The 16,083-nt window shown below is 73.6% G+C and carries 12 protein-coding genes and 1 tRNA gene; 9 read left to right on the top strand and 4 right to left on the bottom strand.

What is annotated here, in order from left to right:
- Nucleotides 1–13: 13 nt before the first annotated feature.
- The 4 genes from AB0N29_RS00460 to AB0N29_RS00475 are packed head-to-tail and all read right to left on the bottom strand — an operon-like array spanning nt 14 to nt 5,301.
- The gene (locus AB0N29_RS00460; RefSeq protein ID WP_364863214.1) at nt 14–2,707 is read right to left on the bottom strand and encodes a stealth conserved region 3 domain-containing protein; all 2,694 of its coding nucleotides are present in this window, start codon (nt 2,705–2,707) and stop codon (nt 14–16) included.
- On the bottom strand, nt 2,704–3,630 hold the full coding sequence (locus AB0N29_RS00465; RefSeq protein WP_364863216.1) for a hypothetical protein: 927 nt from the start codon (nt 3,628–3,630) through the stop codon (nt 2,704–2,706). The genes AB0N29_RS00460 and AB0N29_RS00465 overlap by 4 nt, the downstream gene beginning before the upstream one ends.
- 1 nt (nt 3,631) lies before the next feature.
- Nucleotides 3,632–4,168 (bottom strand): hypothetical protein, encoded by a 537-nt coding sequence (locus AB0N29_RS00470; protein ID WP_302269868.1) that lies wholly within the window; start codon nt 4,166–4,168, stop codon nt 3,632–3,634.
- Nucleotides 4,169–4,173: 5 nt separating this feature from the next.
- Complete coding sequence (locus tag AB0N29_RS00475) at nt 4,174–5,301, bottom strand: ATP-dependent DNA ligase (protein WP_364863218.1); 1,128 nt, start codon at nt 5,299–5,301, stop codon at nt 4,174–4,176.
- Between the two features lie 844 nt (nt 5,302–6,145).
- Here AB0N29_RS00475 and AB0N29_RS00480 point away from each other — a divergent pair.
- The 9 genes from AB0N29_RS00480 (at nt 6,146) to mfd (ending at nt 16,064) form a co-directional block, all read left to right on the top strand.
- Nucleotides 6,146–6,224: transfer RNA gene (locus tag AB0N29_RS00480), tRNA-Gln, on the top strand.
- 1 nt (nt 6,225) lies between these two features.
- Complete coding sequence (gene glmU / locus AB0N29_RS00485; protein ID WP_364863220.1) at nt 6,226–7,749, top strand: bifunctional UDP-N-acetylglucosamine diphosphorylase/glucosamine-1-phosphate N-acetyltransferase GlmU; 1,524 nt, start codon at nt 6,226–6,228, stop codon at nt 7,747–7,749.
- Nucleotides 7,750–7,783: 34 nt separating this feature from the next.
- Nucleotides 7,784–8,764, top strand: a complete 981-nt coding sequence (locus tag AB0N29_RS00490; protein WP_302269872.1) for a ribose-phosphate diphosphokinase — start codon at nt 7,784–7,786, stop codon at nt 8,762–8,764.
- Nucleotides 8,765–9,013: 249 nt separating this feature from the next.
- Nucleotides 9,014–9,703, top strand: a complete 690-nt coding sequence (locus AB0N29_RS00495; RefSeq protein ID WP_302269873.1) for a 50S ribosomal protein L25/general stress protein Ctc — start codon at nt 9,014–9,016, stop codon at nt 9,701–9,703.
- Nucleotides 9,704–9,781: 78 nt separating this feature from the next.
- Nucleotides 9,782–10,381 carry an aminoacyl-tRNA hydrolase gene (pth, locus tag AB0N29_RS00500; protein ID WP_364863223.1) on the top strand — a complete coding sequence of 200 codons (600 nt, stop codon included), beginning with the start codon at nt 9,782–9,784 and terminating at the stop codon, nt 10,379–10,381.
- A complete protein-coding gene (locus AB0N29_RS00505; protein ID WP_364863225.1) occupies nt 10,381–11,013 on the top strand; it encodes an HAD-IA family hydrolase in 633 nt (210 codons plus the stop codon). The genes pth and AB0N29_RS00505 overlap by 1 nt, the downstream gene beginning before the upstream one ends.
- Nucleotides 11,014–11,042: 29 nt before the next feature.
- Nucleotides 11,043–11,822: a 3'(2'),5'-bisphosphate nucleotidase CysQ gene (locus AB0N29_RS00510; RefSeq protein WP_364863227.1), complete on the top strand. Its 780-nt coding sequence runs from the start codon at nt 11,043–11,045 to the stop codon at nt 11,820–11,822.
- Between the two features lie 24 nt (nt 11,823–11,846).
- Nucleotides 11,847–12,401 carry a hypothetical protein gene (locus tag AB0N29_RS00515; RefSeq protein ID WP_364863229.1) on the top strand — a complete coding sequence of 185 codons (555 nt, stop codon included), beginning with the start codon at nt 11,847–11,849 and terminating at the stop codon, nt 12,399–12,401.
- A 96-nt stretch (nt 12,402–12,497) separates the two neighbouring features.
- Nucleotides 12,498–16,064, top strand: a complete 3,567-nt coding sequence (gene mfd / locus AB0N29_RS00520; RefSeq protein WP_364863231.1) for a transcription-repair coupling factor — start codon at nt 12,498–12,500, stop codon at nt 16,062–16,064.
- Nucleotides 16,065–16,083: the final 19 nt, after the last annotated feature.

Below are 16,083 nucleotides of genomic sequence, written 5' to 3' on the forward strand. Positions count from 1 at the left end.
GCCGGTCGCGGGCTCAGCGCTCCCAGGGAGCCGCGACCGGGTAGTACGCCGCGTAGAACTCGCGCAGCAGCCGGTCGAGCCGCGTGGCCGTCGCGGCGTGGTCGTGGTGGTCGCCGAGGCAGAAGAAGTCCTGCTGCCGGTCGAGCAGCCGCTGCAGCTGCCAGGCCACGTCGCTGTTGCTCACGTTGACGAAGGAGTGCTCGGCGGAGCCGAGGTACGCGCTGCCGGTCGCGAGGCCGTAGTGCTGGGCCAGCGAGCTCAGCACCGACACGTCGGTCTCGGAGCGGAACGGCGAGCGGGCGGTGCGGGCCAGCTCCTCGGGGAACCGTTCGGTGATCTCCTCCAGGACCGACACCCGGTGCGGGTGCGGGGTGTGGGCCAGGGTGCTGGTCGTGGTCGCGCCGAAGGCCTCCCGCAGCACCCGGCGGTTGTTCCAGGCGGCGCGGAGGTACGCCGGCGCGCCGGGGTCGTCGTCGGGTCCGACGGTCGTGGTGGAGAGGAAGACCGCGTTCTGCCCGGCGGGGGTGAACAGCTGCTCGGGGCGCACCGGACGACCGAGGAACACGTCGTCGTTGAGGTAGACCCACTGCTCGCTGAGCCCCGGGATGCGGTGCAGCGCGGTCTCGATCGCGTGCGAGCTGAACGTCGGCAGCGCGTCCGCCGGGAGGATCTCCCGGTGGTCGACGACGGTGACCTGCGGGTGGTCGCCGAGCCACGCGGGCCGCTGGCCGGCGGTGACGAGGTAGATGTGGCGCACCCAGGGCGCGAACAGGTGCACGCTGCGCATCGAGTGCCGCAGCTCGTCGCGGTGGACGAACCGCGCGCGGCCGCTGGCCTCGCGGGTGGTCGCCGTGCCGGTGACCTGCGACAGCCTCGCGGCACGGGCGTCGTTCCACTCCGGGTCGTTCCCGTCGACCCAGGTGTAGACGACGTCGACCGGGAAGCGGCACTGGTCGAACGTCGGCTCGGCCATCAGGGGCAGCGTGCGGACGGTGACGCCGTCGACGTCGTGGTCGACGAGCACGGTGCCGGGCGGCACGCGCTGGACCCAGCGGTTGCGGCGCGGCGCGACCAGGTCGCCGTCGACCGTCGACTCCCAGAACTGGAGGTCGACGGTGCCGCCGTGCGCGAGCAGGCCGGGGCGTCCGGTGGCGGGGTCCTCGGGCCACGGCTCGAGCGAGACCTGGGTGGTCATCCCGCGGCGCAGGTCACGGGCCAGCTCGGCGACCGGTGCGCGGCGCTCGTGCCAGCCGTGCTGGGCGGGGTCGCGCAGGGAGAGGTACGCCGGGACGTCGGCGGCCGCCAGGTGGTCCAGGACGGACCGGCGGGCCGACATCGGGACCGCGACGACCGGCGGGGTGGGCCCGTCCGGCGGGACCACGAACCACGCGTCGCTGGCGGCGCGGGCGGCGTCGACCGCCAGCCGCAGCGCGGTGCGGCGCGCCTCGAGGGGCGTCACCCCCGGGGCGGTCACGGGGTCGGCGGAGCGGCGACGCCGCGGGGGCTTGGCGAGGGCGCGGGCCTCGAGCCGTCCCCGCCCCGCCCGGCGGGCCCGCGCGTCGGCGAAGACCCCGAGCCAGCGCTCGGCGAGCGCGTGCGCGTCGTACTGCCGGGCGGCGCGGTGCGCCCCGGCGCCGAGCCGGTGGCGCAGCTCGTCGTCGGACGCGAGCCGGAGCAGGGCAGCGGCCATGCCGGCCACGGACTCCGGGCCGACGAGGAGCCCGGACACCTCGTGCTCGATGAGCTCGCGGGGACCGGAGCCGCAGTCGAAGCTGGCCACCGGGACACCCGCGGCCATCGCCTCCTGGGCGACCAGCGGGAGCCCCTCGGCGCGGGAGGTGACCGCGGAGATGCTCGCCTTGGCCCACTCGCCGCGCATGTCGGGGACGGCGCCGGGCAGCTCGACGCGGTCCCACAGGCCGTCCTTGCGGACCTGGCGCAGGATCTCGTTGCGCTGCGGGCCCTCGCCGCAGATCCGCAGCCGCCAGCCCGGCATCCGGTCGGCGACCAGGCCGAAGGCGGCGACGAGCTTGGTGAACTGCTTCTCCGGGACGAGCCGGCCCGCGGCGACGATCGTCCTGCGGTCCAGCCGGGAGCGGGGGACGAACCCGATCGGGAGCGGGTCGGGCACGACGACCGTCTCGGGGGCGACCTCGCCGAGGCGCTCGCGCAGCCAGGTCTCGGCCGACGGCGTCAGGAGGGCCACGACGTCGGCCTGCGGGGCGTGGGCCAGCAGCGGCTCGAGTCCCGAGGCGCGGTCGGAGGAGGAGCGGTGCTCCTGGTGGACCACCGTGACGTGGTCGGGCAGCAGCTGGACGGCCGAGGCCAGGAGGGCCGGGGTCACGGTGACCACCACGTCGACGTCGAGGGCCGGCAGCGCCGCCCCCATCGCCACGTCGGTCAGCGCGGAGAACTGCGCGTCCCACCGCGCCGGCACCAGCGCCGACCCGCGGTCCGCGAGAGCCGTGGCAGCCTGCGGGGCGAGGCCCGCGACGGCCGCTCGCGCCGGGTCGCGGTCCTCGCGGACGTCGGCGAGGTACTGCACCGTGACCCGGTCGTCGACCTCGTACCAGGGCCGGTCGGTCGTGCGGGTGACGCTGACCAGCCGGACGTCGTGGTCGGGCGCGAGCGCGTTGGCCTGGGTGATGGCGGACCGGGTCGGCCCGGTCATCCCGTCGAGGTCGGTGACCAGCCAGGCGATCCTCACGAGCGCTCCTCCTGCTGGTCGTCCTGCTGGTCGTCCTGCTGGTCGTCGGGGCGGTCGTCGCGGGGCGGGACCCGCACGCCGAGCGTCGCGTCCGGGAACCACACCAGGCGCCACAGCGGCCGGTCGGTCTCGTCGAGCAGGAGCGGCAGCAGGGTCGCCGGCCCGGGCCGGCGCAGGTCGTTGCCGTCGCGGGCGAGGGGGCGCGCGGCCCCCGCGGCTGCGACGGTGATGTCGAGCCGCCGGCCGCGGTCGAGCGGCACGTCGTCGCGGGCGATCCGCGCCCGACCCTCCAGGACCGGCACCGTCGCCACGACGTCCCCGTCCTGCCCGCCCGCCCGCAGGTGGAGCTCGCCGCCGGCCACGCCGCCCACGTGCAGCTCGACGGCGTCGCCGGTGCTGGTCACCGACACCAGCCGGGGGAGCGGCTGCTCGACCGGTCGTCGGTGCAGGCGCAGCGTGCCGTCCTCGGCCCGCTCGAGGCCGAACCGGGTCGAGCCGTCGCGGGTCGTCGGCACCACCGTCGGCCCGCCGTCGGGCCCGACCGCCGGTCCCACCTCCGTGAGCGGCGGGGTCCAGACCGCCCGGGGCGCGCGGCCGCCGGAGCCGACCAGCACGGCGTCGTACGTCGCGGAGCCGGTGCCGGGCAGCGCGAGCAGGTCGGCGCGGACCGAGCGGTAGGTCGGCGTGTCCTCGTGGTCGCCGACCAGCGCCACGACCTCGCCTGAGCCGGTGTCGCGCAGGGCGAGCGTGCCCGGCGCGGCGTTGACGGCCAGCCACAGGTGCTCGCCGTCGAGGACGGCGGCGTACGCCGCGGTCGGGCGGCCGTGCGGCGGGGTGGGCCGGGGCGGTCGCTCGAGGGTCAGGTCGGGGGCGTGCTCGTCGGCGGGACCGGCCTCGGTCGACCGGTGGAGGTGGAGTCGCACGTCAGGCGCCCGAGATGCCTTCGGGGCCGCCTGCCTGCTCGTCGAAGTTCTCGTGCTCGAGCAGGTGCAGCACCGGCACGCCGATCTTGCGGCGCGCCTGGGAGGTCCAGTCGACGTGGAAGAACTCCGCCACCACGTGGGGGCGGGTGAGGATGATTGCCTCGCGACCGTCGACGGCGCGCACCTTCTCGGCGAGCGCGTGGATCGGTGGGTCGGTGACGACCTCGCCCACGGCGGTGGCGCCGGCGCCGTGCAGTGCCTCGAGGGTGGCGGCCAGGTCGGCGCGCGAGCGGTCCTGGCAGTCCTGGCGGACCGCGTCGAGGTCGACCTCCGACATCGCCATCGCCGGCGAGGCGAGCAGCTCGCCCCCCGAGAGCGACCCCATCGCGGCCTCCACGCGGGCCGCGGCGTCCTCCATCGGCAGCAGCACGTGGTAGGTCACCGGCTCCTCGATGCCCTCGTGCAGGGAGCGGACCTGGGCGGCGTCGGCGGGCGTGAGCGCCTGCTCGACGAGCAGGACGACGTCGTAGTCGGGCATGGCGGTCACCCTAGTCCGGTCGGGTCGTCGGCGGGGGCGGCGCTGAGCACCTCGGCGAGGTCGTAGCGGACCGGCTCCTCGAGCTGGTCGTAGCCGCAGGAGGTGGGGTCGCGGTCGGGCCGCCACCGCTTGAAGTGGGCGGTGTGGCGGAACCGTCGGCCCTCCATGTGGTCGTACTTGACCTCCAGCACCAGGTCGGGGCGCAGCGGCGTGAACGAGAGGTCCTTGCCGACGCTCCACCGGCTCTGCGTGCCCGGGACCCGGTCGGGGTTGGCGACGGCCATCTCGCTCCAGGCGCCCCACGGGTGCTCCTCGGGCGGACACACGAGCGGCTGCAGCTCCTGGAGCAGCTCGGCGCGCCGCTTCTCGGTGAAGCTGGCGCTCACGCCGATGTGCTGGAGCGAGCCGTCGGCGTCGTACAGCCCCAGCAGCAGGCTGCCGAGCAGCGGCCGCTCCGGCGTGCTCGTCTTGTGCTCGCGGTAGCCGGCGACGACGACGTCGGCGGTGCGCTCGTGCTTGACCTTGAGCATGGTGCGCCCGTTCTGGACGTACGCCGCGTCGAGCGGCTTGGCGACCACGCCGTCGAGCCCTGCGCCCTCGAACCGCGTGAACCAGCTCTCCGCCTCGGCGGGGTCGGTCGTGGCGCGGGTGAGGTGGCACGGGCCCCGGCCGCCGACGAGGTGTCCGAGGGCCTCCTCCAGGGCCGCCCGCCGCTCGGAGAAGGGGCGGTCGAGGTACGACGCGTCACCCAGGGCCAGCAGGTCGAACGCCACGAAGCCGGCCGGGGTGGTCTCGCTCAGCATGGTGACGCGCGACTTCGCCGGGTGGATCCGCTCCTGCAGGACCTCGAACTCCAGCCGGTCGCCCACCGCGACGAACAGCTCGCCGTCGAGCACGCACCGCTCGGGGAGCTGCTCCTTGACCGCCTCGACCACCTCGGGGAAGTACCGGGTCAGCGGCTTGGTGTTGCGGCTGGTCAGCTCCACCTCGTCGCCGTCGCGGAACACGAGGCAGCGGAACCCGTCCCACTTCGGCTCGTAGAGCAGCCCGCCCCCGTGCTTGGCCGGGTCGGGCACCCCGGCGACCGACTTGGCGAGCATCGGCTGGACGGGCGGCATCACGGGCAGGTCCACGCTCCCGAACCTAGCGAGGACCAGGGACGTCATGCGGGAGCAGCGCTGGTCGGGCAGCGAGGCGCGCCAGCGCCGAGCGTCGTCGAGACCGGTGAGGTGGCTGCGGCCTGCTGGTCGAGCAGGGAGGTGCGCCAGCGCCGAGCGTCGTCGAGACCCGGTGAGGTGCCTGGGATCCCTGTTGGTCGAGCAGGGAGGCGCGCCAGCGCCGAGCGTCGTCGAGACCCGGTGAGGTGCCTGGGGTCCCTGTTGGTCGAGCAGGGAGGCGCGCCAGCGCCGAGCGTCGTCGAGACCTGGTGAGGTGCCTGGGGTCCCTGTTGGTCGAGCAGGGAGGCGCGCCGGCGCCGAGCGTCGTCGAGACCCGGTGAGGTGCCTGCGGTCTGGTGGTGGTCGGTCGATGGTGGTGACGGCCGTGGGTGGGTTGCGGGGGTCTCGACGACGCTCGCTAGCGCTCGCTGCTCGACCAGCAGCGGACGAAGCTCGCTGGGCTACTCGTTGGTCGAGCAGGGAGGCGCGCCAGCGCCGAGCGTCGTCGAGACCTGGTGAGGTGCCTGGGGTCCCTGTTGGTCGAGCAGGGAGGCGCGCCAGCGCCGAGCGTCGTCGAGACCCGGTGAGGTGCCTGGGGCCTGGTGGTGGTCGATTGTGGTGGCTGAGGTCCTGCGTCGGTGCGGGGGTCTCGACGACGCTCGCTGGCGCTCACTGCTCGACCAGCAGCGGACGACGCTCGCTGGCGCTCGCTGCTCGACCAGCAGTGCGCGGCGCTCGCTGCTCGACCAGCAGTGCGCGGCGCTCGCTGCTCGACCGGCTGGCGCTCATCTAGGCTGGGCCGGTCCTCCACGGGGGACGTTCCCCGGTTGGTCTGCCGGCAGGGCCCGCCTGACTTTGAATCAGGACTAGCGACGTAGGTTCGACTCCTACCCGGGGAGCATGACGAACAACCTGACGGTCATCGTGCTCGCGGCCGGTGGCGGTACCCGGATGCGGTCGAAGACCCCCAAGGTGCTGCACCCGGTGTGCGGACGGAGCATGGTCGGCCACGTGCTGAGGGCGGTGGCCGCCGTCGAGCCGGAGCGCGTCGTGGCCGTCGTCGGTCACCAGCGCGAGCAGGTCGCCCCGCACGTCCAGGAGCACCTCCCCGACGTCGTGCTCGCCGTCCAGGAGGAGCAGCTCGGCACGGGGCACGCCGTCCGGATCGCCATGGAGGCCGCGGGCAGCACGTCGGGCACCGTCCTGGTGGCGTACGGCGACACCCCGCTGCTGGAGGGCGAGTCGCTGCGCGCCTTCGTGGCCGAGCACGAGGCGGCCGAGCGGGCCGTGAGCATCCTCAGCGGGATCCTGCAGGAGCCCTTCGGCTACGGCCGGGTGGTCCGCGACGCCGACGGCGACGTGCTGGCGATCGTGGAGGAGAAGGACGCGACCCCCGCGCAGCGGGACATCCACGAGATCAACTCCGGGATCCTCGCCTTCGACGGCGCGTTCCTCGCCGAGGCCCTGCCGCGGATCGGCAACGACAACGTCAAGGGCGAGTACTACCTGACCGACACCGTGCAGCTGGCGCGCGACGCCGGGCTCACGGTCGGGGCGCACCCGCTCGCGGACGTGCTGCAGACCGAGGGCGCCAACGACCGCGCCCAGCTCGCCGAGCTCGGTCGGGAGATGAACCGCCGGATCGTCACCCGGTGGATGCGGGCCGGAGTGACGGTGATGGACCCCGCGACGACGTGGATCGAGTCCGACGTGGTGCTGGCCCAGGACGTCACGATCCTGCCCGGCACCCAGCTCCTCGGCACGACGGTCGTCGGGGAGGACGCGGTCGTCGGGCCGGACACCACGCTGGAGGACTGCGAGGTCGGCGTCGGCGCCCGGGTCGTCCGGACCCACGGCCAGCTGGCCGTCGTGGGGGACGGCGCGAACGTCGGCCCGTTCGCCTACCTGCGCCCCGGCACGAAGCTGGGGGAGGGCGGCAAGATCGGCACGTTCGTGGAGACCAAGAACGCCGACCTCGCCGCGGGCGCGAAGGTGCCGCACCTCTCCTACGTCGGCGACGCCGAGGTCGGCGAGGGCACCAACATCGGCGCGGGCACGATCTTCGCCAACTACGACGGGGTCGCCAAGCACCGCACGACCATCGGGCGCCAGGCGCGCACCGGCTCGAACAACACCTTCGTCGCGCCGGTCACCGTCGGCGACGGCGCGGGCACCGGCGCCGGCACCGTCGTACGCCGCGACGTGCCGGCCGGCGCGCTCGCGGTCAGCGCCGGTCCCCAGCGCAACCTCGAGGGGTGGACGCTCCAGCGGCGCCCCGGCACCGCCCAGGCGGCCGCCGCGGAGGCGGCCGGGGCATCGACGGGTAGCCCGGTGGGCACCCCCGTGGGAGACACGGCTCACAAAACATCTCAGGGCGACGGGACTCGGGTTGGGGAGACCCCCTCGACGGGGGCAGAATCCTGATCGCACCCACCTCCGGCGACCAGGGAGCCCCACGATGACCGGAATGAAGAAGACCACCGAGAAGAACCTGATGGTCTTCAGTGGTCGGGCACACCCCGAGCTCGCCGAGGAGGTGGCCGGGATCCTCGGCACCGACCTCGTGCCGACGTCGGCCTACGAGTTCGCGAACTCCGAGATCTACGTCCGCTACGAGGAGTCGGTCCGCGGCTGCGACGCCTTCGTGCTGCAGAGCCACACCGCTCCGATCAACGAGTGGATCATGGAGCACCTGATCATGGTCGACGCCCTGAAGCGGGCGAGCGCCAAGCGGATCACCGTGGTCATGCCGTTCTACGGCTACGCCCGTCAGGACAAGAAGCACCGCGGCCGCGAGCCCATCTCCGCGCGCCTGATGGCCGACCTGTTCAAGACCGCCGGCGCGGACCGCCTGATCTCGGTCGACCTCCACGCCGACCAGATCCAGGGCTACTTCGACGGCCCGGTCGACCACCTGATGGCGCTGCCGATCCTGACCGAGCACGTCAAGGAGAAGTACGGCCACGAGCAGCTGTGCGTCGTCTCCCCGGACGCCGGCCGGATCAAGGTCGCGGAGCGCTGGTCGGCCAAGCTCGGCGGCGTGCCGCTGGCCTTCATCCACAAGACGCGCCGCACCGACCGCCCCAACGAGACCGTCGCGAACCGCGTCGTCGGTGAGGTCGCCGGGAAGATGTGCGTGCTGACCGACGACATGATCGACACCGGCGGCACCATCGTGAAGGCCGCCGAGGCGCTGATGGCCGACGGCGCGGCCGGCGTGATCATCGCCGCCACCCACGCCATCCTCTCCGACCCCGCCGTCGACCGGCTCAAGAACAGCCCGGCGGTCGAGGTGATCGTCACCAACACCCTGCCGATCGCCCCGGAGCGGGAGTTCGACAAGCTGACGATCCTGTCGATCGCGCCGCTGGTCGCCCGCGCCATCCGCGAGGTCTTCGAGGACGGCTCGGTCACCTCGATGTTCGACGGCCACGCCTGACCCTCCCGACGTCCGTCGAGCACGGGCACCGGCTGCCCCGGACCGCACCCCGGACCGCACCCCGATTGGCCCCGCGGGGCGCCCACGCCTAGACTGCTGCGGTTGCCTCGGCGAGGGAGTGTCCGGCCGCACCGGCTGTGGACCCGCTCCGTGATCGACAGGGCTGGCTGTGCCTCCGGGTGTGCCGCGCCGTCGAGCCGAGGCCCCCGACGCAACCGTTCCAGCCAGCACGCACGAGGAGAAGCCACGATGGCCACCGAGAAGATCACCGCCGAGAAGCGGACCGAGTTCGGCAAGGGCGCCGCCCGCCGCATCCGCCGCGAGAACAAGGTGCCGGCCGTCATCTACGGCCACGGCAACGACCCGATCCACGTGACCCTGCCGGGCCACGCCACGATGCTCGCGCTCAAGCACGGCGGCGCGAACGCGCTCCTCGAGCTCGACATCGACGGCGACACCCAGCTCGCGCTGACCAAGCAGGTCCAGATCGACCCGATCAAGCGTCACCTCGAGCACGTCGACTTCGTCGCGGTCGTCCGCGGCGAGAAGGTCACCGTCGACGTCCCCGTGCTCGTCACCGGCGAGGCCGCCCGCGAGACGCTCGTCGTCACCGAGAACGCCACCGTCTCCCTCGAGGCCGAGGCCACCCACATCCCCGAGTCCATCGAGGTCTCGGTCGAGGGCCTGCCCGCCGGCACCCAGATCCTCGCCTCGCAGCTGGAGCTGCCCTCCGGCTCGACCCTCCTGGTCGACGGCGAGACCCTGGTCGTGAACATCACCGAGCAGGTCTCCGCCGAGGCCCTCGAGGCCGAGCTGGCCGACGCCGAGGCCGAGGCCGGCATCGAGCGCGAGGAGTCCGACGCGTCCGAGGGCGAGGCCGCCGAGGCCGGTGCCGAGGCAGACGCCGCCGGCGACGCGCAGGCCGCCGACTCCGAGTAAGGCTCCGAGCAAGACAACCCCGAGCGGGGCACGTCGTACGGCGTGCACCTGCTCGGATCCAGGAAGGGCCGGGAACCCGTGACCGACACCGCTACCCCCGTGTGGCTCGTCGTCGGCCTCGGGAATCCCGGCCCTTCCTACGCCGGCCACCGGCACAACATCGGCTACATGGTGGCCGACGAGCTCGCCCGCCGGATGGGCTCGGGGTTCCGAGCCCACAAGTCGGGGCGCGCCGACGTCGTCGAGGGCCGGTTCGGCGCACCCGGCTCCGACCAGGCCCGGGTGGTGCTGGCCCGGCCGCGGTCGTACATGAACGAGGTCGGCGGCCCGGTCAAGGCGCTCGCGACCTTCTACAAGGTGCCGCCCGAGCGGGTCGTGGCGATCCACGACGAGCTGGACATCCCCTTCGACACCATGCGCGCCAAGCTCGGCGGCGGCGACAACGGGCACAACGGACTGAAGTCGATGCGCTCCTCGCTGGGCACGGGCGACTTCCACCGCGTCCGCGTGGGGATCGGCCGGCCGCCGGGTCGGCAGGAGGTCGCCGACTTCGTGTTGTCGAACTACTCCGCCGCCGAGCGCAAGGTGCTGCCGTTCCAGGTCGACACCGCCGCGGACGCCGTGGAGTGCCTGGTGCTCGAGGGCCTCGAGCGGACCCAGCAGAAGTTCAACTCCTGATGCCCGCGGGCCGCCCCGCCGTCCGTTCCGTCCGGGCCGTCCTCCTCGACGCCGACGGCGTGCTGCAGGTCAACCCGCCCGGGTGGCTCGAGACGCTGCAGGCGCTGGTCCCCGCGGGGTCGGGGGAGAAGTTCAGCGAGCACCTCTTCGAGGCCGAGCAGGCCGCGATGACCGGCCGCCGGTCCTTCCGCGACGTCGTCGCCGAGGTGCTCGACCACTGGGGCGCCCCGGAGCGGGCCGACGACCTGGTCGACCACTACCACCACATCGAGGTCGTCTCCGACACCGCCGAGGTGGTGCGCGACCTGCGCGGGGCCGGCGTGCCGGTCCACCTCGCCACCAACCAGCACGACCTGCGCACGGCGTACATGCGCGAGGAGCTGGGGTACGGCGACCTCCTCGACTCGACGTTCACCTCCTGCGAGCTCGGCGTCACCAAGGACGACCCGGCCTTCTTCGGGCGGGTCGTCGAGCAGCTCGGCCTCGAGCCGTCCGAGGTGCTGCACGTGGACGACAAGGACCGCTTCGTCGAGGCGGCCCGGGCGGCCGGCCTGCGCGGCGTGGTGTGGACCGTGGACGACGGACCGGACGCGCTGCGGGAGCGGCTGCGCGCCGAGGGCCTCCCGATCTGACGGGCCCGCCGAGCCTTAGGGTGGCGCCCGTGACCTTCGACGCCGGTTCCCCTCCCGAGTCCGCTGCCCACGACGACCACGTCCTGGCGACCTGGCTGGCCACGGTGGCCGGCGAGCGGCTGCTCGAGGTCCGCGGCGAGGGGCTCGAGGGCAAGGAGCTCAAGGACGCCGGCGACCGTGCCGCGCACGAGCTGCTGATGCGGCTGATCGCCGAGCACCGGCCCGACGACGCGGTGCTCTCCGAGGAGGGCAAGGACGACAAGGCGCGCCTGCAGCGGGCTCGGGTCTGGATCGTCGACCCGCTGGACGGCACCCGGGAGTTCTCCGAGGTGCCGCGCGAGGACTGGGCGGTGCACGTCGCGCTCTGGCAGGACGGCGACCTCGTCGCCGGCGCCGTCGCGCAGCCGGCCCTCGGGGAGACGTTCAACACCGGCCAGCCGCCGGTGGTGCCGCCGCGCACCAGCGAGCGGCCGCGGATCGCGGTCTCGCGCAGCCGCCCGCCGGAGTTCGTGCACGCGCTGGCCGCCGAGCTCGACGCCGAGCTGGTGGCGATGGGGTCCGCGGGCGTGAAGGTCATCAGCGTCGCGCGCGACGTCACCGACGCCTACGTCCACGCCGGGGGCCAGTTCGAGTGGGACTCCGCCGCGCCCGTGGCGGTGGCCCGCGCGGCGGGGCTGTTCACCAGCCGGGTCGACGGGACGCCGCTGGAGTACAACCAGGAGGACGTCTACCTCCCCGACCTCATCGTGTGCCGCCCCGAGCTGGCCGAGCAGATCGTGGACTTCGTCAGGCGCAACGGCGTCGGCTGACCGACCCCGGCGCACACTGGACGGGTGGCCCCGCCCGACCCGCACGACCCGCCCGACCAGCACGGCCAGCCCCAGCCGGAGGTCCTCGACCAGCCCGGTCGCGCGCCAGTGCGGCGGCGTACCTGGGCGCTGCTCGGGGCGGGCGCGCTCGTCCTCGCCGGCGCCTGGGCGGTCGACCACGGGCTCCGGGGACAGGAGGAGCAGGCGGTCGCCGCGTGCCGCGAGCAGGCGGTCGCGGCCACCGGACGCACCGACCGCTCGATGGCGATGATCCGGGCCTACGTGCAGCCGGCGCTGCTCTCGGTGCCGGCCGGCAGCAGCCAGGACGGCTTCTACGACCTGGTCGCCGAGCAGGCCCGGGAGGCCGTCCCGGCGGTGCGCGAGGCGCTCGCCACCTGCCGCGGGGCCGACGTCCTCGCCGTCCACCGCGGCCTGCGCGAGCAGCGCGGGGCGTACGTCGCGCACCTCGCCGCCCGCGCGGACTGGCTCGAGGAGGTCGGTGCCGACGGCCGCGCCTACTACCGCGACCGGCCGGAGCTGGCCCTGCTGCGCGAGGCGGCCTTCGGCGACGAGCGGTAGCCGGGGCGTCCGTAGGATGGGGTACTGCCCCCGTGTCGTCCCGACCCGGGGCGTTCGTGCTGCACAGCACTGCTGAGACACCCCCACAGGAGCACCGTGAGCCTCACCGGCCTGGCCGACGCCGTCCTCGCCGACCCGACCCTCTCCGCCGCCGTCGAGGACGCGCGGGGCGGTGCCGTGCGTGCCCTGGACCTCACCGGTCCTGAGGCGCTGCGCCCCTTCGTCGTGACCGGCCTGGTCCGCGCGGGCCGCACCGTCCTCGCGGTCACCGCGACCGCGCGCGAGGCCGAGGACCTCGTCGACGCGCTGGGCTGCTTCCTCGACCCGGCGACCATCGCCTACTACCCGAGCTGGGAGACGCTGCCCCACGAGCGGCTCAGCCCCCGCAGCGACACCGTCGGCAAGCGGCTCGCGGTGCTGCGCCGGCTGGTGCACCCGGGTGACGACGCCACCAACGGCCCGCTCCAGGTCGTGGTCGCGCCGGTCCGCAGCGTGCTGCAGCCGCAGGTCAAGGGTCTCGGAGAGCTCGCACCGGTCGAGCTGGTACCCGGTGACACCGCGCCCCTCGACGACGTCGTGCGTCGCCTGGCGGACGCGGCGTACTCCCGTGTCGACCTGGTCGAGAAGCGCGGCGAGTTCGCCGTCCGCGGTGGGATCGTCGACGTCTTCCCGCCCACCGAGGAGCACCCGCTCCGGGTGGAGTTCTGGGGCGACGACGTCGAGGAGATCCGCACCTTCTCCGTCGCGGACCAGCGCACCCTGGACAAGGCCGAGCGGCTCTGGGCCCCGCCGTGCCGCGAGCTGCTGCTCACCGACGAGGTCCGCGAGCGGGCAGCCGAGCTGGGCCGCCGGCACCCGACGCTGGTCGAGCTGACCGACAAGATCGCCGCCGGCATCGCCGTCGACGGCATGGAGTCCCTCGCCCCGGTGCTCGTCGACGAGATGGAGCTGCTCGTCGACCTCATGCCGCCGGACACCCACGTGCTCGTCCTCGACCCGGAGCGCGCGCGCAGCCGGGCCCACGACCTGGTGGCCACGAGCGAGGAGTTCCTCGGCGCCAGCTGGGCCGCGGCGGCCAGCGGCGGCACCGCGCCGATCGACCTCGGGGCGGCGTCGTACCGCTCGCTCTCCGACGTCCGCGAGCACTCCCTGGACCAGCACAAGCCGTGGTGGACGATGAGCCCCTTCGGCATCGGCGACGACGGCGAGGGCGCCCGCCCCGTCACCGACGTCGACGCGATCGACGGCGCCGTCCCGAGCCGCGGGCTGCCGATGCGGCCGGTCGACGCCTACCGCGGCGACCTCGAGCGCGCGGTCAAGGACATCGCCACCTGGGTGGCCGAGGGCTACCGCACCGTCGTCGCGCACCCGGGCCACGGCCCGGCGCAGCGCATGGTGGAGGTGCTCGGCGAGCACGACGTGCCGGCCCGGCTGGTCGAGGACCTCGGCGAGCCGCCGGCCACCGGCGTCGTCACGGTCACCTGCGCCTCCGCCGCGCACGGGTTCGTCGACGAGATCGGCCGCACCGTCCTGCTGACAGGTGAGGACCTCACCGGCCAGAAGTCCTCGACGCGCGACATGCGCAAGATGCCCGCGCGCCGCAAGAAGCAGATCGACCCCCTCGAGCTGAAGGCCGGGGACTTCGTCGTCCACGAGCAGCACGGCGTGGGCCGGTTCGTGGAGATGAAGCAGCGCGAGGTCGGCGGCGCGGTCCGCGAGTACCTCGTGCTGGAGTACGGCGCGTCCAAGCGCGGCGGCCCCGCCGACCGGCTCTACGTCCCCGCCGACGCGCTGGACCAGGTCACCCGGTACGTCGGTGGCGAGCAGCCGAGCCTCGACCGCCTCGGCGGCGCGGACTGGGCCAAGCGCAAGGGCCGGGCCCGCAAGGCGGTCCGGGAGATCGCGGCGGAGCTGATCAAGCTGTACGCCGCGCGGCAGGCCACCCAGGGCTACGCCTTCGGCCCGGACACGCCCTGGCAGCGCGAGCTCGAGGACGCCTTCCCGTTCCAGGAGACCCCCGACCAGCTGAGCACGGTCGACGAGGTCAAGTCCGACATGCGGCGCACCATGCCGATGGACCGGCTCATCTGCGGCGACGTGGGCTACGGCAAGACCGAGATCGCGGTGCGGGCGGCGTTCAAGGCCGTCCAGGACGGCAAGCAGGTCGCCGTCCTGGTGCCGACCACGCTGCTGGTCACCCAGCACCTCTCGACGTTCGCCGAGCGGATGGCCGGCTTCCCGGTCGTGCTCAAGGCGCTCTCGCGCTTCCAGAGCGACAAGGAGGCGGCCGAGGTGATGGCCGGCGTCACCGAGGGCAGCATCGACATCGTGGTCGGCACCCACCGGCTGCTCAACCCCGACATCCGGTTCAAGGACCTCGGCCTGATCATCGTCGACGAGGAGCAGCGCTTCGGCGTGGAGCACAAGGAGCAGATGAAGCGGCTCCGCACCTCGGTCGACGTGCTCTCGATGTCGGCGACGCCGATCCCGCGCACCCTGGAGATGGCGATCACCGGCATCCGCGAGATGTCGACGATCACCACCCCGCCCGAGGAGCGGCACCCGGTGCTGACGTACGTCGGCGCCTACGAGGACCGGCAGGTGATCGCCGCGATCCGCCGCGAGCTGCTGCGCGAGGGCCAGGTCTTCTACATCCACAACCGGGTCAACTCCATCGAGAAGGCCGCCGCCAAGCTCAAGGAGCTCGTCCCCGAGGCGCGGGTGGCGACCGCCCACGGCCAGATGGGCGAGAAGCAGCTCGAGCAGGTCATGCTCGACTTCTGGGAGAAGCGCTTCGACGTGCTGGTCTGCACGACGCTCGTGGAGTCGGGCCTGGACGTCTCCAACGCCAACACGATGATCATCGAGCGCTCCGACACCCTCGGGCTCTCCCAGCTGCACCAGCTGCGCGGCCGGGTGGGGCGCTCGCGCGAGCGTGCGTACGCCTACTTCCTCTACCCCGCCGAGAAGCCGCTGACCGAGACCGCCCACGAGCGGCTCGCGACGCTGGCCCAGCACTCCGACCTCGGCGGCGGCATGGCGATCGCGATGAAGGACCTCGAGATCCGCGGCGCCGGCAACCTGCTCGGCGGCGAGCAGTCCGGGCACATCGCCGACGTCGGGTTCGACCTCTACGTGCGGCTCGTCGGCGAGGCGGTCACCGAGTTCAAGGGCGAGGCCGAGCCGGAGCTCAACGAGGTGCGCATCGAGCTGCCCGTCGACGCCCACCTGCCCCACGACTACATCCCCAGCGAGCGGCTGCGGCTGGAGGTCTACAAGCGCCTGGCCGAGGTCCGCAGCGACGCCGACGTCGACCAGATCCGCGAGGAGCTCGTGGACCGGTACGGCGAGCCGCCGGAGGTCGTCACGTCCCTGCTGCTCGTGGCCCGCTTCCGGGCCCGGGCCCGCAAGGCCGGGGTCGGCGAGGTGACGGCCGCGGGCAAGAACATCCGCTTCGCGCCGGTCAGCCTCCCCGAGTCGCGGGTGGTCCGGCTCAACCGGATGTACCCGAAGTCGATCGTCAAGCCGGCCCTCGACACGATCCTGGTGCCGCGACCGCAGACCGCGGTCGTGGGCGGCAAGCCCATCGCCGGCATCGCCCTGCTTCAATGGGCCCACGGTGTGATCGACGCCATCATCGACCCGCCGGAGACCACCAGCTGACCGCCCCGGTCCACCTCCA

The sequence above is a fragment of the Nocardioides sp. NPDC092400 genome (genome assembly GCF_040684155.1).
Classification (GTDB): domain Bacteria; phylum Actinomycetota; class Actinomycetes; order Propionibacteriales; family Nocardioidaceae; genus Nocardioides.